The following is a 22,949-nucleotide window of genomic DNA, read 5'->3' as shown; positions in this document are numbered from 1 at the left end:
TCAAGGTGATTGGGATTGAAAAAAATTAACAAGACAGTCACTCTAATCAGGAACCCTGTTGAAATTTTCAATGATAAAGTTATTGAAATCGAAGAGTATAGAAAAAACTAGCTGAGCCTCAGCTTAAAATAATAAATAGAGCAAATCTAAATGATGAATAGATTCGCTTAGAGATCTTAAGATAAACGATTAAACTGGACAAATCATGGATGTTTTAATTGAGCAGGAAAGAGCGCTGCATAAATACGAAGTTCGTCAAAATCAAGATATCGTCGCTCGCTTGTTACACCCAAGTTTTAAAGAAGTCGGTCGCTCAGGCAATAGTTATAACTATGAATGTATTGAGTTAGAGCCTTCCACAGAGCTGCTTTTATACAAATCAGCTTGGGTTGATGAAAGTGGTGCGATTAGTGCTTTTATTAAATATATCTAAAACTACATTTTAACTAAATGTGATACTTTTTATTATGCCTAAATACTGGACAGAAAAATTAAATATCGAAAAATGGCGTATTCAACATGGCGGTAAAATTCGAGAGCTAGATGGAAAATTAATTGATAATTTAGTGTGTCCTATTATTTATTGCGTAGAGGTATGTAAATTTACTTTCCGGTTTTCAAGTAAAGAAGAAATTATTGAATACATAGATTACTTTTCTTCTAAGAATCATTCGTCTACTCGAATTTTTTTTAATAGAAATGATGATCATTACGATGCGCAAACGAAATTCACAAGATTACCAGCAGGACTAAATTCTAATCACAATAGACCTAAAGTCTTGAAGGCATTAGAGAAAGCCATCGTTGAATTTAGGAAAATATAAACTTCCCAGCTTTTTCCCCCATCCTCATTCTTTTCTTAATTGTTTAGCGCTTTCGCCCTTTTAATCCTAATCGGCCAACACCATATCTTTTCTATTCAAACATTATTCGTTTAGCCTGAGCTAAGATCATGGCTGACATCAAAGAAGGCGCTTATGATTCCTTATTCAGTATTGGATCTTTCTCCTATCGTGGAAGGCTCTAACGCAGCAGTGTCGCTGCAAAATTCATTAAAACTGGCACAACACACAGAGCAATTTGGCTTTGAGCGATTCTGGGTGGCGGAGCATCACAGTATGCCGGGCATTGCCAGTGCGGCCACGTCGATCGTGGTGGGTCATATCGCCTCTGGCACCCAAAAAATACGGGTAGGAGCGGGTGGTGTGATGCTGCCTAACCATTCGCCCCTTGTGATTGCTGAGCAATATGGCACCTTAGAAAGTTTATATCCAAACCGTATTGATTTGGGGGTTGGCCGAGCGCCTGGGTCTGATGGGGTAACGGCAAAAGCCCTAAGACGAGACTTTACCAACCAAGATAGATTCCCAGAAGACCTTGCGGAGTTACAGGCTTATTTAAGCGACTACGACCCTTTGCAAAAGCATGTACGTGCTATTCCCGGTGAAGGGTCGAATGTGCCGATTTGGATATTAGGCTCTAGCCTTTATGGTGCGCATTTAGCGGCAGAACTTGGCTTGCCTTATGTGTTTGCCTCGCATTTTGCCCCTGATGCTTTAGCACAAGCCGCTAAGGTGTATCGTCACAAATTTAAACCCTCTAACGTGCTAGATAAACCGTACTTTATGTTTGCCGTGAATGTCTTTGCAGCAGATTCACAGGCCGAAGCAGATTATCTTATGTCATCTCATCAGCAGGCGTTCGCCAACTTGATTTTGGGTAAGCCAGGTTTATTGCCTAAGCCCGTTGAAAATATCGAGCAGCATGTGGATGGGTTAACCTTAGCGAGAGTGAATTCGGCTTTAAGCTGCACCGCTTCGGGCACTTTAGACAAGGTAAGAGCACAGCTTGCAGGCTTGATTGATCAATACCAGCCGGATGAGATTATGATAAACGGGCCTATTTTTGATCAAGAAGCGCGACTTAAATCCTTTCGTTTAGCGGCAGAAGCCATTCAGGCTATTCGTTAACTTAAATGGTAAATACGACTATTTAGGAGAGTCATACCTATACATTTATCTAGAAAAGAGTGGATGAAGGTGACGCAAATATGGCCACTTATTCGCTGTATGATATGGTGATAAATGGGCTGTAAAATGAGCAAATAGTGGATCAAGAAGGGCGGCTTAAATCCTTTCGTTTAGCGGCAGAAGCCATTCAGGCTATTCGTTAACTTAAATGGCAAATACGATTATTTAGGAGAGTCATATCTATACATTTATCTAGAAAAGAGTGGATGAAGGTGACGCAAATATGGCCACTTATTCGCTCTATGAGATGGTGATAAATGGGTTAAAAATGAACAGATAGTTGATCAAGAAGCGCGGCTTAAATCCTTTAGTTTAGCTTCACAAGCAATCCAAACACAGAACACACAATCTTAACGTTGAAATAGAAAGAAGAGTGGAGTCATATCTATACATTTATCTAGAAAAGAGTGGATGAAGGTAGCGCAAATATGGTCACTTATTCGCTTTATGAGATGGTGATAAATGGGCTGTAAAATGAGCAGATAGTTGATCAAGAAGCGCGGCTTAAATCCTTTAGTTTAGCTTCACAAGCAACCCTAACTCTTAACGTTGAAATAGAAAAAAGAGGAGAGTCATATCTATACATTATACTGGGACAAAGGCGGCGCAAATATGGCCACCCATGCACTCTTTGAAGCGCTAGGAGTGGACTATAAATTGGTGGAAATTGACCTTTCAAAAGGTGAGCAAAAGTCCCCTGAGTATTTGGCCATTAACCCAAATGGCAAGGTGCCTAGCCTTATTCATCATAGACAAGAAGATGATCACCTTGTGTATGAGTCGGCTGCAATTTTGGCCTACGTGTTGGATCAGCATCCTGAATCTAGTTTGGCGCCCAGGTTAAATTCGCCCAAACGAGGGCCTTATTATCAGTACTTATTTTGGATGGCGAGTACCTTACAAGAAGCGGCAAATCGTTGGGCTCACCCTGAACATTATCTTGAGTTTAACTTGTCTGAAGATAGGGCAAAGAGCCTTGATTATCTGGTAGATAAAGCGACTCAAGAACTCGCAAGATGTTGGCAGATTTTAGAAAATGATCTTGCAAAACAAGGGCCTTGGTTATTAGGTAATAGTGTTTCTGGGGTAGATTATCACCTTTTCATGATCGCCTATTGGAGCAGGCGTTATGGCGCTAGAGCACAGGACTTTCCTCATTTAAAACAGCACATGCAGGCTATGTTAGCTTTGCCATCTATTCAAAGCATGATGGCGCAAGAGTCACTGACTTTTGAGTTGGATTAACCGCTCAAAAGCCAGTCAGGCTTAGCGTTTTAATTTCTGCTTATTTATCTAGCTTGTAAGCCACCACTTTATTAGACATAAAGTAAGGCACTATCACCAAATCTTTATCTTCACGGTAATAGAAGTCAGCAGAGCCTGGCTCTAATTTGTAGATGGTTTCAATGTCACCTTGTGAGTTCATGTTAAGTAACTGGCCTTTGAGAAAGTCAGTGGTTAACCAGTTGCTCTCTTGATAGGCATGAAGGCCATCAAGGTTCTGCCAACTTGCTTTATCGCCTAGGCTTTCTACCTTGCTGGTTTGAGGTACTTGAGCGCCTTTGTTAATGGCAACACGCTTTAAATTGCCTGAGGTTAGGGTGGTAAAGTCGGCTTGAATATTCGCTCCCCAAGCGGCGATATATAGGTAATCTTGATTGACGAATAGACCGTTTGGGCTTTCAAGTTTGGCGCTCTCTAGCCAGTTAACCAGCTCGCCATCTTGTAGTTGGTACAAGGCATTACCCGCCCAATCGGAAACAAACACTTGGCCCGAATCGCTAATGGCAATGCCATTTAATACTTTGGCTTTTGGTGCCGGATAGCGAGCAATAATATTGGCGTCATCAAGATTAATCACCACAAGCTCGTGCACGTCTGCCACATACAATTTATTGCCTTTTATCTCTAGCCCTTTTGGTGAGCTAAGGCCTTTTACCCATTCGATCACAGAGGATTTACCCTCTTGTTTGATTAAGCCAATCGAACCATTACCGTCTGCTGACATGGGGTTGTCATTAATGTTTGCCACATAATATTGCTGTCTTTGGCTGTCATACACGACGGACTCTGGCATTTTAAAGCCTGAAACTTCCCACACGGGTTTTAGCTTTGTGCTTTCGATAGATTGACTGGCTATAGATTGGGAAGCAAAAGAATGCGAAACAAGTGTGATAGCAGAAAGTGATAAGACACTTGTTAGTGAGTGGGTAAGTGTTTTCAGTTTTGTGTTTTTCATGAATATCATCCTGTCTTTAATAATCAGTTAATTGAGATTTGAGCAATTGTGTCTGCTCTAAAGCTTGTGATAAGGTGCCTTTAACGACACCAAGCTTCAAGCTTGTAAAAATAAGGGACAATATGTGTCTCTTTTTCTGACTTTAAGGTGACATATGCGAACGGCGGCAAATGCTGAAATTACCAATGCTTTGAAAGGCGCACTGAAATCCAAAGGCATGACATATCGTGAAGTGGCCGAAAAACTTGATCTTTCGGAGAAGACAATAAAGCGCTTATTTCGAGATAAAGATTGTTCTTTAACCAGATTGAACGACATTTGTGATTTGATCGATTTATCTATTTTCGACTTGCTCGATTTTGCCAAAAATTACAATGAGCCTTTGGCTAAGTTAAGCTACCAACAACAGGTGTATTTGGGAGAGAACCCCTATCACTTTAACTTTCTTATTTTGCTGACCACAGAACACCCAATCGAACAAATACAAACCACCTACGACTTAAGTGATGTGAGTGTGTTTCGTTATTTAAGGGATTTGGATCGAGAAGGGTTAATCGAATTAGGCCCAAATAATAGCTATAAACTTCGCACTCAAGGCAAGCTCTTAATGCAGCTACATGGGCCTGTGCATCATAATATTTTGCAAAAAAACGAGCAGTTTCTTAATTATGTGGTGCAACATGATGGTGAGAAGGGGACGCAATTTAACAGTGCCTTTCGCTTTATGAGCGAGCATACCTTGATGGCCCTAAATCAAGATTTAACAAACTTATCGCGCCAATATCGTAAACAGGCTTATCAAGATGAAGTCTTTTTACCCAAGGACAAACTCGTCCCAGTGAAATGGACCACATTAGCTTCGCCTTTTAGTATTTGTGGGGAATGGGAACTCCCCGAATTGGAGCGTTAAGCAGAATAGAAAAGGCTAAAAATCCAAGCTTTGAAACAGCTGCTTCATCCATTTAAAACTGGCTTTATCGGCATTGATTTTGTGCCAGTAAATATTTAAATGGTAATCAGGGATAGAAATAGGAGGCGTGAAGATCTCTATCTCAACCTGTTTGGCGACTTGTTCGGCCACTATGCGCGGCATGGTGAGTATCAGATCTGAGTGAATGATGGAGTGGGGCGCAACCAATACACTAGGCAGTTGCAGACTCACATGGCGCTTCAATTTATGCTGAGCTAACACTTGATCGACTATGCCTTGCTTCTCGCCCCAAGGTGACACTCTCACATGCTTCAATTCTAAGAATGTGTCTAAATCTAACCCTTGGGTTAATGCCGGATGGTTTTTTCTAGCCACAGTGCAATAGCTATCACTCAACCAAGTATGGTGCTCTATCAGGCTTGACGCTTCTATTTCATGGCTAAAACCTAAGGCAAAATCTACCTCGTTATTTTCTAAGTGAGTTAAGGGTTGAGGTGCTTTGGCACCGATGACGGTGAGTTTGATATTGGGTGCTTGGTGACTGACTTGGCCAACCAACTTAGGGAGCAAACTGAACTCGGTATAATCTGTTGCCGAGATTTTAAACTCAGTCTTATCCATGCTGGCATCAAAGTGATCGCTGTCGTTAATCGCATTATGAATAAAAGGCAGGGCTTGATGCAGATGTTGGGCGATTTCTTCGGCTCTTGGAGTGGGCTGCATTTGGTTATTCACCCGTACGAAAAGCTCGTCATTGAAGCGTTTTCTCAACCTTGCTATGCCATGGCTAAAGGCGGATTGGCTGATGCAGACTTCATCTGCGGCGAGGGAGACAGACTGATGGCGATAAAGAGCATCAAATAATATCAGTAGATTTAAATCGATTTGATGAAGGTCCATCGATACCTCTGGAATAAGCAAACTAGCGATATGAATATTATACAGGCGTATCTGATTAGAATGCACTGGTATCATATCGAAAGTCGGATTAATCTGACCTTAAGTTAATGTTAAATCTCTATATGAAAAGGAAAAATGATGAGCAATTTAGTTGTAAGAGAAGCCAGCAGCAAAGATACCAAAACCATTTTGAAATTTATCACTGACCTTGCCAAATATGAAAAAGCAGAGCATGAAGTACTCGCCACAGAAGAGACGATTAACAAGACTTTATTTGCGCCAGATACTCATTCTTATGCTTTGATTTGTGAGCTTGACGGTGTGCCAGTGGGTTCTGCCATTTACTTTTTTAACTATTCAACTTGGTTAGCAAAGTCAGGTCTTTATCTAGAGGACTTGTATGTCTCGCCAGAATTCAGAGGCAAGGGCGCAGGACTTAAACTACTTAAAACCTTGGCTCAAATTGCGTTAGAAAAAGATTGTGCTCGATTTGAATGGAGCTGTTTGGATTGGAATACGCCATCCCGTGAGTTTTACGACGCCATTGGTGCTAAATCTCAAGATGAGTGGATTGGCTATCGTATGACGGGCCAAACCTTGCTGGATTTTGCAAAGGGTTAACCCTTTACTCTAACTTTATGATTCGTAAGGAGGTGGAATGACATTACTTTCTGCAATTGCGCTCTTCTTTGCAATGCTAGTCTCTGCGCTTATTCCAGGGCCAAGTGTCATGACAGTGGTTTCTCGATCTATCACTTCTGGCGTGAAAAGTGGCTTAATGGTGACCTTAGGGGTTCTGCTGGCAGACTATATTTTTATTGCCCTTGCTTTATCTGGGTTGCTAGCAGTTGCCTCACTATTAGGGGAACTTTCTGTTTACTTAAAATACATTGGCGCACTTTATTTGATGGTAATAGCGTATTTTACTTGGCGGGCTGATGTGAGTTTGGATCAACCCGAAGAGCAGAAAAATACGGGGCTGATATCTAATGGAATTATGGGATTGTTAGTGGGCATTTCAAACCCTAAAGCCATCTTATTTTATATGGGCTTTTTTCCTGCTTTTGTTGAGTTATCGAGTATTGGTTTTTACGAAGCGCTAACCATCATGATGATAGCAAGTTTTGCCATAGGTGGCGTATTAGCTATGTACGCTTGTGCAGGGGCTAAGGCACGAAACTTTATAAAAGGTGATAAAGGTATTTTGAATAAAATATCGAGTGGTATTTTAGCTTCTTGCGGCGCGTTACTTGTTTTAAAAGCTTGACGCTTTCCTCAAAGTAACGGAAAAATGGTCGAGCTTACTTTTTAAAAAAGTAAGCTCGGCTTAAGGTTTAGATTTAAGGTTTCGATTTAAGATTTTGATTTATAAAGTCTTCATAAACTCAACCAATTGCCATTTTTCTTTATCGCTAAGGTCGGTGCCATAATCGTGTCCTTGATTTGAATTACCTGAGGCGATTTTGTCATTTTCATCCAATACTTCAAACTTACTCGAAGGACTAGGATAGAGTTTGCTAGCAGGTGCAGCTTCATTCACAAAACCCACTTTGACTGGGTCAAAGTTACGATTACCTACCCAAAAGCTGGTTTGTCTATCTTTTGGTTTTTGTAAGGTCTCCCAAAGGTTTGCCACCGAGCCATTATGCATATAAGGCGCAGTTGCCCAGATGCCATTTAATGGACGCGCTTTGTAAACTAGGCCTGCTAGGTTGAGCTCACCATTCTCTTTCTTCCCTGTATTGTTAACGGTTGGGTCGTGAATTTTCTTTCTCTTCAGTACGTTTAACTCGGCATATTCAACCAAGGATTTAGTGCGAGATTTTGCATTGTCTCCAAGCGGCATTAGGCCTGCTTTTAGCGCGGTTTTAGGGTCTTTTAAAATAATACCAACAACCCCATTTACCGGCACACTGATAGCATCGGTTTCGGCTTTGAATTTATCTCCCGCTAAGATGAACTCCTTAGTCCCTTCAAGTACAAGAGATTTAGCTTGGTGGAACTCTGCGTTCCAAGCTGTGATAGGGTCGGTGCCAATCTCGGCCACGGGGGTTTTAATTGCATCGTAAAGTTTGTATTCATCTTCGCGGGCGATCACTTGGTGACAACCTGCGCATTGAGTTTGATAAAGAATGCTGCCAGATGCGGCTTTTTGCATATCAATGGCAGGCATTTGTTCAGGCCATTGTGGCGATTTTAATGTTTTAACCCAAGTTTCTAATTGCCCTAAACCTAGCATGTCGACAGTGGATGAATAGGTGGTTTTAATGCCAAAGAGTCTTTTCCAAAAAGGGGCTTTTTCGATACTTAAACCACCAAAAACACCAACCACTTCGCCTATGTTTCTGGCAAGTGGGCCAACCACTGGAGTGTTAGGTGCAGAAGCGTTCCATTGCACCACATCGGACTGGTGAGTACCCCATAAGAAGGGATAGGAGACGGGGCCATTTGGTGTATTGCTATTGGATAGGTTATGCAGGGCAAAGGCTGTACCTTGGTTTTGAATATTGCCAAAGGCATCAAGTCTTGCGTAACTGGTGAAGTTTTCAGGGTAACTTGGCGGTAGATCATTGACCGTTTGGCGCTGAGCAATTTTTAGGGCCATAGAGGCAAAGGATGCTTTTAACTTTGCCGCGCTTTCTAGGGAATAATCCTCTGCTAAGACATTTTTGGCAAAGCGTTGAAATTTGATAGGGTCTGCATTTGTGGCATTCATTGCTATTGAGAGTCGATCAAAGAAAAGGACGAAGTTGGCTAATGTCGGTGCCCCTTCAATAAGGTATTTAACCCCTTGATAATCCAGTTGGTTAGTATGGCAGGCCGCACAGGTCATACCGACCCAAGCATCGCCTTTTTTATCTGTATTTAAAGCAAAACCAATGGGCAGCGCCGATGGGTTTATTTTAGAAGACCTCATAGGCAGGTAGCCTAGATAATTCATGTGCTCGTTACTGCGAAATAAGTCTTTAGAATCGGCGACTTCAAGCCAGGTAAACCAAGAGTAAGGGATGATTTGTGAGCCTTGGCTGGTGTACCAAAACCCTTTTCTGATGTCTTTATCCCAGGCTTGTTCTAAGACAACTCTTTTTGGTACTGCTTGTTCTGATTGCAGTGGCGTGATGTTTTCGGCTTCACTGTACCATTCATGGTGAGTATAGAGACTGCTACAGCCAACTAGGCCTAATAACACTGAGGCACCTATTAGCTTGTTGGAGTAAGAGGGCAATGTCATATTACAATTCCTTGTATAAATTAATGGCATAAGTGTTTAAATCAAAAAGTGTCATTTTTTGATACTGCTGAAGGAGCCTGCGATTAAGTCATCTGTTCTCAGTCTTATCAGAAAAAGTGTCAAGCAAGGCGTGACTTTGACGTAATGTAGGTACCTTTCAAAAAGTCACAACACGGGGTGACACTTTTTCTGTAAGACCCGAAGGGCGTGGCCTAAAAGCCCTATCTTTATGTTGAGGCACTGATCAATAGAATGACTATTAAGTTGCGCACCTCGTCTTAAATCTAGGTACTTTTATCCACACGCTGAGGCGGGAGGACTCATTCGCAGGTTCCTTAATCATATTTGCAAGCTAATCCTATATTTTGCATAAGTGATATTACCCTTGATTACAGTGTGGTTATTTAAAGGTGTTTTGGTTAGAAGCGGCTTATGCAAACCTGTGTTTTAATAGAAAATGCTTAATTTTTCGCTATGTTCCAATTACCTACATAAGAAGAAGGGTGCTTATGACTAAGCTAATAGAAAAAAGTGTTTGGGTTGTTTTTGCTCTTTTATTGAGTAGCAGTTTAATTGCCCAAGGTCATTTAACCGCTACCATTGTTGGCTCTGGTTCCCCTGTTTTTAACCAAGATAGGGCCAGTGCCAGTGTGCTGATCTCAAATGGTACTCATAAAATCTTGATCGATATGGGAAATGGCACACAAGCCAATTTAGCAAAACTTAAAGTCAGTGATAAAACGTTAGATGCCTTGCTGTTTACCCACCATCATTTGGATCATAACGAAGAGTTTTTGCCTATTTTGGTCCATTCATTATTATTAGGCAAACAGGATTTCTTTATCTATGGCCCGTCAAATACCAAAAAGATGACACAGTCATTTATTAACCTCTTCAAAGAAGACATTAACTATCGACTCTCCAAATCTAAACGCAGTTTAACGGACAGGGAAAATAGCTATCTTGTGAAGGATCTAAAGGGAGGAGAGGTTTTTAATATTGGTGATATTAAAGTCAGTACCTTAAGTGTTCCCCATACGATTGATGCCATTGCTTATCGGTTTGATTATCAAGGGGAATCTATTTTAGTGACAGGTGATCTTACCTATACGGATCAATTAGCCCCTTTTGCAAAAGGGGTGGATTATTTGATTATTGATTCTGGTGGTATGCAAATGACACTCGTGAATAATCGCAAGGTGAAAAAATCTAAGACGAAGCAAGTTAATCAACGAGTCAGAAAAGCAGGCAAAACTAGCCGAAATGGCAGAGTCATTGCGCATTTAAATTTGGCTGAATCAAGTTTGATTGCAGCAAATGCGGGAGTTAAAAACTTGGTTTACACCCACTTTTCTGTGGGAACGATTGATGAAGTGGCTAGCTTAGCGATTATTCGTCAAAGATATCAAGGCAAGGTGGTTTTTGCAGAAGATTTAATGGTATTAGATTGAGATTAGATTTTGTTGGACTAAGGGCCTGTATTGAGTAAAGAGACCGAATACAGGCCAATAAAAGTGGATAACTTATCTTATTGAATATAAATAGAATCGCTCCAATAGCCAAACGGGGATGCGACTGAATTAGCAGAAACGTTAAAGGTGCCGCTTTCTTGACCGCTTAAATTATAAACATAAAGCCAACCTGTAACCGTCTCTCCTGTTGCACAGTAATGAAGGTCAGAACCGCAACGGTATTGGCTCTGCTCTGGTGTTTTACTCACGCCATTAAAGGATGCAGTGCCGATATTGCCGTAGCCCATTTGCCAAACATAGGCATAAAGCTGTGCACCACCATGATCGTAAGCCGTACTGCTTTGGTAGCTTTGAATCACTTCCCAATCACCATAATTGCTAGAACCTATATGGCCAATCTCGAAAAAGCTAATCCCTGTGGCTGGGGCTAAAGAAGTCGTTGTTTTTGTGCCTGTATCCATGGTGATACTGGCTAGATCAAGTGCTGAAATACCTTTAGGTGCCATGTTTTCTAGATCGGCAAGGCGCTTTACGACACCTGCTTCTACGTCAGCAGCGATTGCATTTCCTGTGAAACCTGTTGCAATTAGAGCAAGGCTAATAAGTTGCTTTTTCATGTCTTTGAATCCTTTTAAAAGAGAATGTTGCCACTAAGCCCATTACAAAAAATTTAACTCTTCTGCTTAGTGATGGCGGCTAGCCTAATGGATTCGGTGCTTTAGCTCTTTAATCTTTTTTAAAGGGGCGGTTTTATCTAAAATGATGGGGAGCGTTTTATCCTCTTTAAAAAATGCTTGATTCATTTAGGATTTTTAGTCGTGAAACTGAATCATCTTGGTAGTCTGTTTTCGTATTGCTTGTATTAGCGGGCTTGTTAAACTGGGCTTGGTCTTTTAAAGCGTTATGTTAGACTCCAGCCATGCTTATAAAACCCATCACAAATCGTATGCAATCAGCTAGAACACCTGCATTTTTTTACATGCTCTTGGTGTTTTCCTCCTTGCCCGAATTAAATCTGTCTCAGCTCAAATGATTTCATGGCTTCCTTAGCCTTCTAACAATTTGATGAGACAATATTATGACTCAAGTACTAGACCTACTTACCATTGCAAGACAACTCGAAATAGACACGGACCATTTGGTGCGCCAGACAGATAAGGTTACGCAATTATTATTGCGCTTAGGAGATGGCGAATATTATCCGGATGAATTACATGCGAATGCATCGGAAACCATCTTGGTGCTGGAAGGCGATTGTCATCTACAAGTTAACGAAGATGTATTGCGGCTAACGGCGGGTCAACAAATTACCATCGAGGCCAATAAACAGCATAAGTTTTTAACCGCAAGTGAATGTTGCTTATTTGTTGTGTTTGAAAAAAATCGTGAAAAGCAGGATTGATCAAGTTTTTCACTTTATCAGACCTTAATCTTAAAGGGCGAGAAAATAGATTAGTTAAAATAGAAGGATGGGATTGATGGGTGAAAAGTTAAAAGCGGCTTTGAATTATATTGAGTCAAATTTAGATAAATCCTTATCAATTGAGAGTATTTCAACGCAAGTTGGCATGTCTCAATCCCATCTTCATCGAAAATTTAAGGCAGAATTGGGTTTGAGTTTGTATGAGTTAATTATACTTTTACGACTCAAACGTGCTGCTTATCAGCTGGCATATCGTCAAACTAAGGTGATTGATATTGCTTTTGAAGCACATTATAAAAGTCATCAAGCCTTTACTCGTGCCTTTCAAAAAGTGTTTAAGCAAGCACCAAGCGCCTTTCGAAAAAGAGCTAACTGGTTTTTCTGGCAACAAAAATATGACCCATTTTTGGCTTTAAGGAAAATCAATATGAATGATAACACCTGTTTCAATGTGGAACTTATTGAGTTTCATACGCTTTCCATTGCTTATTTGACTCACAAAGGTCATCCCAATCAGCTGCACCGATCAATTCAAACATTTATTGATTGGCGCAGAGCCCGAGCTTTACCACCCCATAAAAGCCGTACTTTTAACCTGCTATACCATGACCCAAAAAGGGTTGAGCCTGAGGATTATCGTTTTGATATTGCATGTGAATTTAAAGCATCAGCACTGTCTAAACTGGATAGGGATGCGAATATCGCCATGCTTGATATTCCACAGGGAAGGTACGCAAAAATCCGCTACCAAGGGGATGACGATCAGCTAGATCAAGCCATTTATTATCTTTTTAATCTCTGGCTTGAGCAAAGTGGCGAAAAACTAAGAGACTTCCCACTTTTTATCGAAAGAGTTAGCTTCTTTCCTGATGTGGCTGCTAACAAGGCAATCAGTGATATTTATCTGGCACTTGAATCGCCTTGAAAAAGTGAATGACTTTATTAAAAAAACCACCCACAAAGCTATTCACCCATTAGAAAGTAGAAAGTAGAAAGTACTCGAGGAAAAAGCTATCCCACAAAAATGAGGGGTAAACTCGCTAATAAGAGCCCGCCCATGATGAGGTTGAAGCGACGATGAAAACCTGGGTCATTGAGTTTATGGGCGACTAACTTTCCTATGCTGATCCACATAAAGGTACCTGGTAAGGTGGCGATTTGGTGCAATATGATTCCCATCAATGCGGATGGCCAAAAGAGCTCTCCGCTTAAGGTAAAGGCCGTCCCTAGGGTGATAAGGGTTGCCCAAGATTTAGGGTTGATCCATTGAAAACTTGCCGCTTGAAATAGCCCCATAGGTTCGCCTTTATTCGTTTCATTTGCTTGCTTGCTAGTGGCTATCTTAATTGCCATGTAAACAATATAACTGGCCGCTAAGACAGTGAAAACTTGATGAAGTACTGGCCAAATTTCAAACACTTTGCCAAGCCCCAATAAAATACTCAAATGCAAGATGACCATGCCACAGCGAATGCCAAGCACGTGCGGCAGTGTCTTTCGCATACCAAAATGCGCACCAGAATGCGCCAATAACAGGTTGTTTGGACCGGGCGTGATGGTACTAATAAAGCTAAAAACAATGATAGCGGGAGCAAGGCTTAATAGGGCGCTTTCCAAAATGTTCTCCTTAGATAAACTTAAACAAACACATTAAATTGTATCGATACAATTTGTGATTTGTCTTTGTTTTTATAGCTTCTCATGCTTGTTTTTGAGGGGCAATGATTTTATTGTATGGGTACAAAAGTGATTTTATTTAACCCCTATGAGTGCAAAGCGATGAAAAATAACTGGCAAGTGGATAAGGATGCTTTTTGGCTTGGGTGTGAGAATGAACCTAAATATAAGGCCTTGGCGGCTTGTATCGAGCAAGCAATCCGCTCTGGTGAACTAAAAGCAAGTGAAAAGCTCCCCGCCCAACGTTGGCTAGCTGACGAACTTGCCGTCACTCATGGCACAGTGACCAGAGCTTATGATCTAGCTGAGAAACGTGGCTGGGTGACGGCAAAACTGGGCGCGGGTACTTATGTGAGAGACAGTGCTGTGCCTATGATGCAGGAGACCGGCCCTAAGTTATATGACTTTGCTTCGAGTATGCAACCAATGTTGGGGCAACAGGATGTCCTTGCTAAAGCGATGCAAGAGCTAGCCCAAGACCCAGTCGGTTTAGTGGATGTGATGACCTATGCTCATCAAGGTTTACTAAAACATAAACAACTCTTTTCAAAGTGGTTAGGGACTAAAGGGATTCAAGTAAGGCCAGAAGGCATCATTTTCACCCAAGGGGCGCAACAGGGCATCTTTACTTGTTTACAAATACTCTGTGAGCAAGGGGATGCTGTGATGCATGAAGCCCTCGCATACCCAGGTTTTTTCAAAGCAGCCAAAGCCAACAAGGTGAAAACCTTAGCATTAGACTTGACAGAAGAGGGGGTGGATTTAGCTCAGCTTGAAACCTATTGCCAAGCCCATAACCCTAAGCTCTTGTACCTGACTGCGAATATACAAAATCCTACCAATATTCAGTACACCAAAGCCCAGAGAGAACAGATTATTCAGCTTTCAAAGCGTTATGATTTTTATATTGTCGAAGACGATGTGAATTATGTGTTACCTGAAAACTGGTGTGCACCTTTGCAGCAAATGGCGAATGATAGGGTCTTTTATCTATCCAGTTTATCCAAATATGTTGCTGGTGGTTTACGTCTCGCTTATGCCTTGGTACCTGAAATCTGGCAGGCGAAATTTAACCAAAGCTTGCATAGTCAGTGTTGGATGAATGCCAGTATGGGAGTGGAAATCGCTTCTCGTTTTATTCTCACCTCGGCTTTTTCTCAAAATCAAAACCGCTTGGCCCAGGAGATGCGCTATCGTCAAGCTGCCATGCGGAAACGGTTAGAAAATTTAGGGTTTTCACCCCGTTCGGGTGGCCTCAATATATGGTTACCTTTGCCGCTTAATATCAATATGCATGCGTTAAGTAGCGCCCTGTTACAGCAAAATATTAAAGTAAGGACAGCGGACCTATTTACCGATCAAGATCAACTGCAATTGGTTAAAAATGGCTTGCGTATATCCTTAGGTGGCTTTGACTCAAGGCAAGATTTTGATCAAGGTCTTGAGGTGCTAGAGCAGGCCATATTAACCTTTAAGCAAGTGCAGGATGTGGTGATTTAGTTAGTAAATCATTGTTTCTACTTGCATTAAAAATATATAGCTAAATATCACTTATGCAATTTACATTATGCGTTTTAGTAATTTGATGTAATATTTTTAATGCAATTCATTTATTACTCTGAGCTTGATTTGTTTCTTGAATGACCGTTTAAGTTTGGATTGAAGCTGGCTTTTTCTCTTTGCTTAATGACACTGGGAGGACGCTGAAAGGGTAATAACACAAAGCAAACTTTGCGATTGATTCAAGGCGATGACGAGAACTAATTCGATTTTAGTTTTCTGAAAATAAAAATAACAAGGAATCTTGAATGAATAACAATATCTTTAAAAAAGCGTCCAAATTTGCGGCTGTCAGTCTTTCCATTATTGGCTCTAGTTTTGTTATGACTACGCCTGGTTATGCTGATTCAATTGATGATTTTAATGCTTCTTGGTTAGGTCAAACCATGGATTATCAAAGGGCGTTGGATAACTATGCCCCTATTATTGACAACAATATCTTAGGCACTCACAACACTTATAACTCCGAAGTCTACACCAGCTGTAATTTCTCGGTCGGGTGTCGTTATCTTGACCCACAACAAAAGTATTCGATTAAAGATCAATTACGAATGGGTGCACGCTTTATTGAGTTGGATGTGCATTGGACCACCAAGATGGAAAGTCTCTTTTCATACCCTAAACGTCTTTTATTATGTCACGGCTTTTGCAGCATTAATGATAAATATGCCACCGAAGGCTTCAATGAAATCAAAAGCTGGCTAGCTAGCAGTGAAAGCCAGGGTGAAGTGATTATTCTCTATATTGAGGATGATAGCGAAGGCCATCATAGTGATCTTTATAGTCAGCTGAATGACAGATTTGGTGACAAAATTTACCCTAGTCAAGGTTGTGGCAACATCCCTGACACGTTAACCAAGGCACAGGTGCTTGCTCAAGGTAAGCAAATTATTCTTTGGAAAGATGGGGGCTGTTCAAGTAATGCGAATATGGCAAACCTTGCCTTTACGGGTTTAGGTAATGTGGGTCGCATTTGGGAAGATGCGACCACCTTGGGCACCATAGCTGAATTTTTTGATGGCGGAATCAAAAGTTTAACGGCGAATGATGTAAGTACGGCATTTGCCACTGGAGCCAATATAGTCAACCTTGATGACATGGTCATGAATGATGGTCGCATTGAGGCCGCTGCTTGGAGTTGGGATAATAATGAGCCGAATAACTCAGGTGGTAATCAAGACTGTGCTGTGCAATGGGAAAATGGTCGCTGGGATGATAATAACTGTGCAGCAAGTTTTGCCTTTGCTTGTGAAGACAGTTCAGGGAACTGGTTTGTGCCAGACAATCTCACGGGTACTTGGTCACAGGGTCCAAGTGTTTGCGCTAACTTAGGCGGGACATTTAGTATGCCGACAAACAGCCAATCGAATCAAAAATTAAAATTGGCGAAAGAATCTGTGGGTTATACCCATGTTTGGTTAAATCACTCGGATGCTGAGACAGAAGGGGATTGGCTTGTTTCTGGACAGTCCACTCAGTTTTAGCCTGAATAAATGAGTGAATTATGATGCCAAGAGGCCTGTGAGATGGGCCTCTGTTACTAATTCACTCGATGCACTAAAGAGATGATAGTCTGACTATCTACTCTAGTGCTGGTCACGCTTATTAAGCTGATGTGTGCTAACTAGGTGCTACCCTTCATTGGGTCTAGATAACTTGGAATGAATGAGCCAAGTTATCTAACTTCCTCCCTTTTTAAGGCCCCTTAGGATATTTCCTAAGGGGTATTTTTTTGCTTGCGCTTCTTAGGTTTGATCTTCTTCCACTTGTTCTTTCTTGTCCGATTTTTTCAGATATGGCGTTTTGTGTGAGTCTTTCAAGCGGCATCAGCATTGTTTATAAATTTATGTAAGGCGTTTCACTATGTGGCGCGTTATAGACTTTCCAGAAAAAGCGAATTAACCTGCAAAAACTTGATTTTGTATAAAAGAGGATTGAACTCGATGATTAGGGAGGGACTGATCAATCTAAAACGGTAATTTGTATTCGCTTTGTCCATTACTCGCCACTGGCACTAGGCCAGAACATAACAGTTTGCCTCTATAGGAGATTTCCATTTTTTTATTGTGATTAGGAAATGTGGAATGGACATTAAGACCCTGAATATCAGCGTGTCTTTTAGCTTGGATTTACCTTGTTGGCAAGGTAAACAGCCTGTTAAATCCTGTACCACGAGGTTTAGCAGGTTAGCTTTCCAGTCTTGGAAAGCCAGTTAAATGTAGACAACACGGTGCATCCGGTTGTTTAGATTTAACGCAGATTTTCGTGGTGACCTTATCAGGTTTTAACACGGTGCATCCGGTTAATGACTTGATTAACAATAATATAAAAATAAAAGGAGGGTTCTATGGAACTCTTATATAAAGTGGAAGATAAGCCACCTATGGCAACCTCAATTCTGTTGGCTGCGCAACATTTGCTTGCTGCGCTAGGTGCGATTATCGCCGTGCCACTTGTCGTTGGGGGAGTGTTAGGGCTTTCAACTCAAGACATGGTGGTATTAGTGAACGCGGCAATGTTGGTGTCAGGTGTTGTTACCATCATACAGTGTCGAGGCGTTGGGCCGGTGGGGATACGCCTACCTTGTGTCATGGGAACGAGTTTTACCTTTGTGGGGGTTGCGATAGCAATCGGGTTTGAGCATGGGGTGGCAGGGATATTAGGCTCTGCCTTAGTGGTCTCGTTAGTGATGATAATAGGTAGTTTTTTCATGCCAGTCATCAGAAAGCTTTTTCCCCCAGTCGTAACAGGGACAGTGGTTACCTTGATCGGCCTTACCTTGATACCCGTTGCGGTTGATTGGATTGCAGGGGGTCAAGTAGGACAAGAAGGCTATGCTTCGATCAGCAACCTTATGATAGGCTTTTTCGTACTTTTCCTCGTTATTATTCTGTCCCAATTTGCCCGTGGTATTTTTGCCGCCTCAGCGGTTGTAATTGGTATTCTCTCAGGCTTTATTCTTTGTGCCTTACTAGGCTTGGTTGATTTTACCCCTGTCAGAGAAGCGGCTTTGGTGGCGCTGCCTAGTCCATTACATTTTGGTTTAACCTTTCCTATTAGTGGCATTATTGGTATGTCTATCGCTTACTTGGTAACCATTATTGAGTCAACGGGTGACTTTTTAGCCTTATCAGATGTGACTAAAACAAAATTGACTGGTAAGAAACTATCCCGTGGCATTTTATGTGATGGTTTAGGTTCCGCTTTAGCATCTGTGTTCTCCACGACGCCTTTCTCTTCTTTTTCTCAAAATGTTGGGATTGTTGGTATGACAGGAATCGCGAGCCGCTATGTGGTTGCAATTACAGGCTTGATGCTGGTGTTAGCTGGGTTATTCCCTGTATTGGCTGCTCTGATTGTGATTATTCCATTATCTGTATTGGGTGGGGCGGGGTTGGTCATGTTTGCCATGATTATTACCGCGGGTGTTAATATTCTGGCTAAAACTCAGCACAATAAACGCAACGGTATCATTATTGCAGTTGGTATCGGAGCGGGTATGGCGGTAACCGTTCGACCTGAGCTATTGGCGAATTTGCCTGACTTTATGCAGGTCATCTTTGCTTCAGGTATTACCACTGGCTCTTTAGTGGCATTAGGTTTGAACCTTTTGCTACCTGGGCGTGAAGTCGAAGCAACAGAAGATGAAGAGTCTGCTGATTTGGCGCAAGCTTAATAGCGAGTTAAAACGTCTTAGTTACTGTGTTAAAAAAACACCTTGTTGGCTTAGCTGACAAGGTGTTTTTCATTGTGTGATCAGACACTTAGTTTTGCTAAACTGCTTGATTCTAGTTTAAAGAAAGTTATCTGGGCTATGCCCCTGTTTAAACCCTGCTTTTGAACCCTGATAAGGTAAATGAATGTCTCTTTTTTATAAGGTGGAAGAAAAGCCGCCCCTAATGACGTCCCTCATTTTAGCCGCACAACATCTGTTAGCGGCATTAGGCGCGATTATTGCCGTGCCATTAGTGGTGGGTGGCGTACTGGAATTGTCCACTCAAGATAAAGTGGTCTTGGTTAATGCTGCCATGTTGATTTCTGGGGTGGTGACCTTTATTCAATGTAAGGGAATCGGCTCATTAGGTATACGTTTACCTAATGTGATGGGGACCAGTTTTACCTTTGTCGGTGTGTCGATTGCAATAGGGCTTGAGCATGGGGTGGGGGGAATACTTGGTTCAGCGTTAGTCTCTTCTCTGGTTGTGATCGTTGGCAGCTATTATATGGCCAGTATTCGCAAACTTTTTCCGCCTATAGTCACGGGTACTGTGGTGACCTTAATTGGCTTGTCTTTAATCCCTGTTGCGGTGGATTGGTTTGCTGGTGGGCAAGTGGGACAAGCAAATTATGCTGCCGTTGATAACCTTATTATTGGCTTTTTAGTGCTGGTAGTTGTGATGTTCTTGTCCCAATGGGGTCGAGGTATTATTTCGGCGTCAGCGGCATTACTTGGCATGATGATAGGCTTCATTGCCTGTACTTTAATGGGGCTAGTTGATTTTAAACCGGTACAAGACGCCGCTTGGGTGGCTTTACCTAGTCCGATGCACTTTGGTATGAGTTTCCCTGTGAGTGGTATTATCGGCATGTCGATAGCCTATCTGGTAACCATCATAGAATCTACTGGCGACTTTCTTGCTTTGTCTGAGGCGACGAATACCAAGTTGACCGGAAAGAAGCTTTCTCGTGGTGTTTTATGTGAGGGGCTCGGTTCGGCTTTAGCGTCAGTTTTCTCAACCACACCCTTGTCTTCTTTCTCGCAAAATGTGGGCATTGTTAGTATGACTGGGGTGGCCAGTCGTCATGTGGTGGCGATCACAGGCGCAATGCTGGTATTAGCGGGTTTATTTCCTGTCTTAGCTGCCTTAGTGGTGATTATTCCCTTGCCTGTGTTGGGCGGGGCTGGCTTGGTTATTTTTGCCATGATAGTGTCAGGTGGCGTCAAAATTTTGGCTAAGACGGAGCACAATAAGCGTAACAGTGCCATTGTGGCGATGGGGGTTGGCGCTGGAATGGCGGTGACTGTCAGGCCTGAATTACTAGCGAATTTGCCTGAAATGATGCAGGTGGTATTGGGGTCAGGTATTACACTAGGTTCATTGGTCGCGCTCATGATGAACCTGATTCTTCCGGGTAAGCCTTAAATGAGAGGTTTTTTGATAGGTCTCACTCTGTTGTTAATGGGTAAAGAATACTCGCGTTACGAAAAATAAAAGAGTGTCAGAATCTCAAGTCTATTAAAAAAGCCAGACTCAAAGAGTCTGGCTTTTATGTGCTCGGTGACTTTTACATTTTACCGATAGTAAAGAAAAGTGTTTCACCAGAGCTGTCATCCACACCGTCATTATCGGTTAGTGCAAAACCTACGCCTTTGCTATCAATCGCAAAGCCTTCGATCTTGTCAGTAACATAGCCTTTACCTGCTTTGAGGTTAGGGATGAAGTCGTGGGCTAACTCTTTTTTAACCAAAGGCAGCTCAGAACCTAGTTTGGCTGGTTTTAGCTGAGATACGGCAACCTTGTATAAACGTTTGATTTTTGCCTTGTCATCTATTTGGTTGTCACGCTCTATAATGTACACCCAATCACCGTGTGCAGTGATTTCAGATAAACCAACCCAACCTTGGTTGCTTTCTTGAGTAGGGTAACGCACAGCGCCCCATTCTTTGGTTTTAGTATTGTAAGATACTAACTTGGTGGTATTTTTTGGATCATCTTTCCATTGACGTTGGATAGCTATCCATAGGGTATCGCCAATGCGAGTAATGCCTTCAGCGCCAAAACGTTTTTCAACCGCTAACAGCTCAGCTGGAAAAGGAATCTCTTTTTTGATTTCGCCTTTTTTATTGATATTGTAAATAGCGTGCGGTGTTAAGCGGTCAGTACGCCCTTCAGAGGCTACCCAGAAGCCACCTTTACCGTCATTTGTGATGCCTTCAAGATCAAGTTTTTGAGCCGGTAAACCGTCCCTTAACACAGGTAGCGCGCTAATGATTTTAGCCGGCGTTGAGCTTGCATCTATGGTGAAAATACTCGCTTGATTGCGATAAAAACTGTCATTCACTGCATAGAAGGTATTGCTTTGCTTGGTATCGCTAACTAGGCCAGATAAAGCGCCCCAGCCAAGAGGTCGATCACCCTTCATGACTGATTCGATTTGAGGGTAAGCTGGTGCTGCATTACTTTGTTGGAAAATCATCACATGGGAGCGAGGACCATTATCTTCAATTAGGTCTGCTTCATTTGCTGTGACAAATAAATTACGGCTTGGGATGGCAATTGCGCCTTCTGGCGCAATACCTGATGGCAATAGTTGAATAAACTCTGGTTTGTCCCCTGTGTCTTTATAGACGCCGACTAAACCTGCACGTTCTGCTAGCACAAAAATATAGGTTTCACCGTTAAATTGAGCAACTTCAAGGCCTTCAGGTTCAACCCCCTTGTTACCTGAACGCTTATCCGGATAGTGACCTGCCATCGCCATGCGATACTCAAGCTCTAAACCAGATTCAAATAGCACATCACCTTGTTTATTAAAGATAGTAAAACCACGTGAACCACCTTCAAAGTCACCTTCGTTGGCTGTCACAAAGCGGTCATTATCTAGCCATTGAACCGCATCTGGTTCACGCTTTCTTTGTACTTGTTGGCCATCAAATGTCAGGGCTCTTTCTTCTTTAAGGTCAACATTGTTTAAGTTAACACTACCTGCTGGGAAGTGAGATAAGATTTTTCCGCTCTCTGCTTCCACTATTACAAGGTGGTTGTTTTCTTGTAGGGTGACAACAATTTCATTGGCATCATTAAAGTCAACAAATTCTGGTTCAGGGTCGGTTGGAGCGACAGCGGCTAGCCCTCTAAGGTCCACCATTTTCTTTTGCTCACACACAGGTAAACCTTGTGCAAGAGGGAGGATAACTAAGTTACCCGCTGGATATTGAGGCATAGCCCCATCGTTTAGATCTTCATCGCGTTCATTTTCAATGGCGATGGCTACAAACGTCTCATCTTTAGAAACCGCCACTGAATCTGGCTGACCACCTAGATCACAAGATCTTACTTCTTGGTGTGTTTTTAAATCAATGACGCTGAGTTTACCACTTGGTTTTAAGTAATTTTCTGAGGTGTTAACACCAGTCAGAGCATACTTTTGAGTGGTCGAAACCGATGTTGGTTCCCCATCTAATGCTAAAAAGCCCGCTGCTTTTGGCGTGTTAGGGTTTTTGATATCAATAAAGCCAAGGCCGCCCAATGGGCTATCAGAATAAATTAGCGTGTTTCCGTCTTTGCTGGCGGTGATGATCTCTGCTGATGTTTCAGTTGTCACTGAAACCTTGCTTGGCAAGTTGTTTTTTACAGACCAGGTTGCAATTCGATTAAAGGCGTCAGCTTGTACACTGCCTATCGCTGAGGCTAACGCTAAGCCTATTAAGGTTTTAGGTAAGTGTTTAATCTTATTATTCGACGAAAACTGAATTTTCATTCT

General features: G+C 41.9%; 20 protein-coding genes. 14 read left to right on the top strand and 6 right to left on the bottom strand.

All coding sequences use genetic code 11. The features are described 5' to 3' along the window. The first annotated feature begins 205 nt into the window (after nt 1-205). The 4 genes from MED121_RS00730 to MED121_RS00715 all read left to right on the top strand — a co-directional run bounded on the left by MED121_RS00730 (nt 206) and on the right by MED121_RS00715 (nt 3,275). Nucleotides 206-433, top strand: a complete 228-nt coding sequence (locus MED121_RS00730) for a nuclear transport factor 2 family protein (protein WP_009831654.1) — start codon at nt 206-208, stop codon at nt 431-433. A 34-nt stretch (nt 434-467) separates the two neighbouring features. Next, on the top strand, nt 468-824 hold the full coding sequence (locus tag MED121_RS00725) for a hypothetical protein (protein WP_009831653.1): 357 nt from the start codon (nt 468-470) through the stop codon (nt 822-824). A 153-nt stretch (nt 825-977) separates the two neighbouring features. After that, on the top strand, nt 978-1,970 hold the full coding sequence (locus MED121_RS00720) for an LLM class flavin-dependent oxidoreductase (RefSeq protein WP_009831652.1): 993 nt from the start codon (nt 978-980) through the stop codon (nt 1,968-1,970). Between the two features lie 636 nt (nt 1,971-2,606). Next, nucleotides 2,607-3,275, top strand: coding sequence for a glutathione S-transferase family protein (locus MED121_RS00715; protein WP_083789342.1), 669 nt, complete (start codon nt 2,607-2,609; stop codon nt 3,273-3,275). Between the two features lie 40 nt (nt 3,276-3,315). On the opposite strand, the gene MED121_RS00710 is transcribed toward MED121_RS00715, so the two are convergent. Then, nucleotides 3,316-4,269 carry a periplasmic ATP/GTP-binding protein gene (locus tag MED121_RS00710; RefSeq protein ID WP_009831650.1) on the bottom strand — a complete coding sequence of 318 codons (954 nt, stop codon included), beginning with the start codon at nt 4,267-4,269 and terminating at the stop codon, nt 3,316-3,318. 154 nt (nt 4,270-4,423) lie between these two features. On the opposite strand from MED121_RS00710, the gene MED121_RS00705 reads away from it, so the two are divergent. Continuing rightward, nucleotides 4,424-5,179: an XRE family transcriptional regulator gene (locus MED121_RS00705; protein ID WP_009831648.1), complete on the top strand. Its 756-nt coding sequence runs from the start codon at nt 4,424-4,426 to the stop codon at nt 5,177-5,179. Between the two features lie 15 nt (nt 5,180-5,194). Here MED121_RS00705 and MED121_RS00700 read toward each other — a convergent pair whose 3' ends face one another. Further along, nucleotides 5,195-6,175 (bottom strand): LysR family transcriptional regulator, encoded by a 981-nt coding sequence (locus MED121_RS00700; protein WP_242603160.1) that lies wholly within the window; start codon nt 6,173-6,175, stop codon nt 5,195-5,197. A gap of 63 nt (nt 6,176-6,238) precedes the next feature. Between MED121_RS00700 and MED121_RS00695 the strand changes: the two genes are divergently transcribed. Together MED121_RS00695 and MED121_RS00690 are read left to right on the top strand one after the other, a co-directional pair. Beyond that, entirely contained in the window at nt 6,239-6,721 is a 483-nt protein-coding gene (locus MED121_RS00695; protein WP_036178431.1) for a GNAT family N-acetyltransferase, read from the top strand. A gap of 37 nt (nt 6,722-6,758) precedes the next feature. Then, a complete protein-coding gene (locus tag MED121_RS00690; RefSeq protein WP_009831645.1) occupies nt 6,759-7,367 on the top strand; it encodes a LysE family translocator in 609 nt (202 codons plus the stop codon). Between the two features lie 99 nt (nt 7,368-7,466). On the opposite strand, the gene MED121_RS00685 is transcribed toward MED121_RS00690, so the two are convergent. After that, nucleotides 7,467-9,332, bottom strand: coding sequence for a di-heme-cytochrome C peroxidase (locus MED121_RS00685; RefSeq protein WP_009831644.1), 1,866 nt, complete (start codon nt 9,330-9,332; stop codon nt 7,467-7,469). Nucleotides 9,333-9,841: 509 nt separating this feature from the next. Between MED121_RS00685 and MED121_RS00680 the strand changes: the two genes are divergently transcribed. Beyond that, on the top strand, nt 9,842-10,783 hold the full coding sequence (locus MED121_RS00680) for an MBL fold metallo-hydrolase (protein ID WP_009831643.1): 942 nt from the start codon (nt 9,842-9,844) through the stop codon (nt 10,781-10,783). Nucleotides 10,784-10,860: 77 nt separating this feature from the next. Here MED121_RS00680 and MED121_RS00675 read toward each other — a convergent pair whose 3' ends face one another. Beyond that, the gene (locus tag MED121_RS00675) at nt 10,861-11,421 is read right to left on the bottom strand and encodes a DUF4879 domain-containing protein (protein ID WP_009831642.1); all 561 of its coding nucleotides are present in this window, start codon (nt 11,419-11,421) and stop codon (nt 10,861-10,863) included. A gap of 461 nt (nt 11,422-11,882) precedes the next feature. On the opposite strand from MED121_RS00675, the gene MED121_RS00670 reads away from it, so the two are divergent. Together MED121_RS00670 and MED121_RS00665 are read left to right on the top strand one after the other, a co-directional pair. After that, complete coding sequence (locus tag MED121_RS00670; RefSeq protein ID WP_009831640.1) at nt 11,883-12,206, top strand: cupin domain-containing protein; 324 nt, start codon at nt 11,883-11,885, stop codon at nt 12,204-12,206. A gap of 76 nt (nt 12,207-12,282) precedes the next feature. Beyond that, a complete protein-coding gene (locus MED121_RS00665; protein ID WP_009831639.1) occupies nt 12,283-13,152 on the top strand; it encodes a GyrI-like domain-containing protein in 870 nt (289 codons plus the stop codon). Between the two features lie 86 nt (nt 13,153-13,238). Here MED121_RS00665 and MED121_RS00660 read toward each other — a convergent pair whose 3' ends face one another. Next, complete coding sequence (locus tag MED121_RS00660; RefSeq protein ID WP_009831638.1) at nt 13,239-13,844, bottom strand: LysE family translocator; 606 nt, start codon at nt 13,842-13,844, stop codon at nt 13,239-13,241. 117 nt (nt 13,845-13,961) lie between these two features. On the opposite strand from MED121_RS00660, the gene MED121_RS00655 reads away from it, so the two are divergent. The 4 genes from MED121_RS00655 to MED121_RS00640 all read left to right on the top strand — a co-directional run bounded on the left by MED121_RS00655 (nt 13,962) and on the right by MED121_RS00640 (nt 20,608). After that, nucleotides 13,962-15,404: a PLP-dependent aminotransferase family protein gene (locus MED121_RS00655; protein ID WP_009831637.1), complete on the top strand. Its 1,443-nt coding sequence runs from the start codon at nt 13,962-13,964 to the stop codon at nt 15,402-15,404. Nucleotides 15,405-15,712: 308 nt separating this feature from the next. Continuing rightward, nucleotides 15,713-16,948, top strand: coding sequence for a lectin-like protein (locus MED121_RS00650; RefSeq protein WP_009831636.1), 1,236 nt, complete (start codon nt 15,713-15,715; stop codon nt 16,946-16,948). Between the two features lie 863 nt (nt 16,949-17,811). Then, a complete protein-coding gene (locus tag MED121_RS00645) occupies nt 17,812-19,140 on the top strand; it encodes a nucleobase:cation symporter-2 family protein (RefSeq protein WP_009831635.1) in 1,329 nt (442 codons plus the stop codon). Between the two features lie 184 nt (nt 19,141-19,324). Then, nucleotides 19,325-20,608: a nucleobase:cation symporter-2 family protein gene (locus MED121_RS00640; protein WP_009831634.1), complete on the top strand. Its 1,284-nt coding sequence runs from the start codon at nt 19,325-19,327 to the stop codon at nt 20,606-20,608. A 142-nt stretch (nt 20,609-20,750) separates the two neighbouring features. Here the strand turns inward: MED121_RS00640 and MED121_RS00635 are convergent, their stop codons facing one another. Continuing rightward, the gene (locus MED121_RS00635) at nt 20,751-22,946 is read right to left on the bottom strand and encodes an esterase-like activity of phytase family protein (RefSeq protein WP_009831633.1); all 2,196 of its coding nucleotides are present in this window, start codon (nt 22,944-22,946) and stop codon (nt 20,751-20,753) included. Nucleotides 22,947-22,949 lie beyond the last annotated feature (3 nt).

Origin of the sequence: Marinomonas sp. MED121 (assembly GCF_000153025.1) — a bacterium.
Classification (GTDB): Bacteria; Pseudomonadota; Gammaproteobacteria; order Pseudomonadales; family Marinomonadaceae; genus Marinomonas.
The sequence above is the reverse complement of the archived record's forward strand: the minus strand, read 5'-3'. Positions and strand labels throughout refer to the sequence as shown.

Coding starts and splice junctions, on each gene's coding strand:
- MED121_RS00720 (WP_009831652.1), top strand. CDS start 978: ATGATTCCTTATTCAGTATTGGATCTTTCTCCTATCGTGGAAGGCTCT.
- MED121_RS00650 (WP_009831636.1), top strand. CDS start 15,713: ATGAATAACAATATCTTTAAAAAAGCGTCCAAATTTGCGGCTGTCAGT.
- MED121_RS00655 (WP_009831637.1), top strand. CDS start 13,962: ATGGGTACAAAAGTGATTTTATTTAACCCCTATGAGTGCAAAGCGATG.
- MED121_RS00700 (WP_242603160.1), bottom strand. CDS start 6,175: ATGATACCAGTGCATTCTAATCAGATACGCCTGTATAATATTCATATC.
- MED121_RS00680 (WP_009831643.1), top strand. CDS start 9,842: ATGACTAAGCTAATAGAAAAAAGTGTTTGGGTTGTTTTTGCTCTTTTA.
- MED121_RS00675 (WP_009831642.1), bottom strand. CDS start 11,421: ATGAAAAAGCAACTTATTAGCCTTGCTCTAATTGCAACAGGTTTCACA.
- MED121_RS00710 (WP_009831650.1), bottom strand. CDS start 4,269: ATGAAAAACACAAAACTGAAAACACTTACCCACTCACTAACAAGTGTC.
- MED121_RS00635 (WP_009831633.1), bottom strand. CDS start 22,946: ATGAAAATTCAGTTTTCGTCGAATAATAAGATTAAACACTTACCTAAA.
- MED121_RS00695 (WP_036178431.1), top strand. CDS start 6,239: ATGAGCAATTTAGTTGTAAGAGAAGCCAGCAGCAAAGATACCAAAACC.
- MED121_RS00645 (WP_009831635.1), top strand. CDS start 17,812: ATGGAACTCTTATATAAAGTGGAAGATAAGCCACCTATGGCAACCTCA.
- MED121_RS00665 (WP_009831639.1), top strand. CDS start 12,283: ATGGGTGAAAAGTTAAAAGCGGCTTTGAATTATATTGAGTCAAATTTA.
- MED121_RS00670 (WP_009831640.1), top strand. CDS start 11,883: ATGACTCAAGTACTAGACCTACTTACCATTGCAAGACAACTCGAAATA.
- MED121_RS00725 (WP_009831653.1), top strand. CDS start 468: ATGCCTAAATACTGGACAGAAAAATTAAATATCGAAAAATGGCGTATT.
- MED121_RS00685 (WP_009831644.1), bottom strand. CDS start 9,332: ATGACATTGCCCTCTTACTCCAACAAGCTAATAGGTGCCTCAGTGTTA.
- MED121_RS00705 (WP_009831648.1), top strand. CDS start 4,424: ATGCGAACGGCGGCAAATGCTGAAATTACCAATGCTTTGAAAGGCGCA.
- MED121_RS00640 (WP_009831634.1), top strand. CDS start 19,325: ATGTCTCTTTTTTATAAGGTGGAAGAAAAGCCGCCCCTAATGACGTCC.
- MED121_RS00730 (WP_009831654.1), top strand. CDS start 206: ATGGATGTTTTAATTGAGCAGGAAAGAGCGCTGCATAAATACGAAGTT.
- MED121_RS00690 (WP_009831645.1), top strand. CDS start 6,759: ATGACATTACTTTCTGCAATTGCGCTCTTCTTTGCAATGCTAGTCTCT.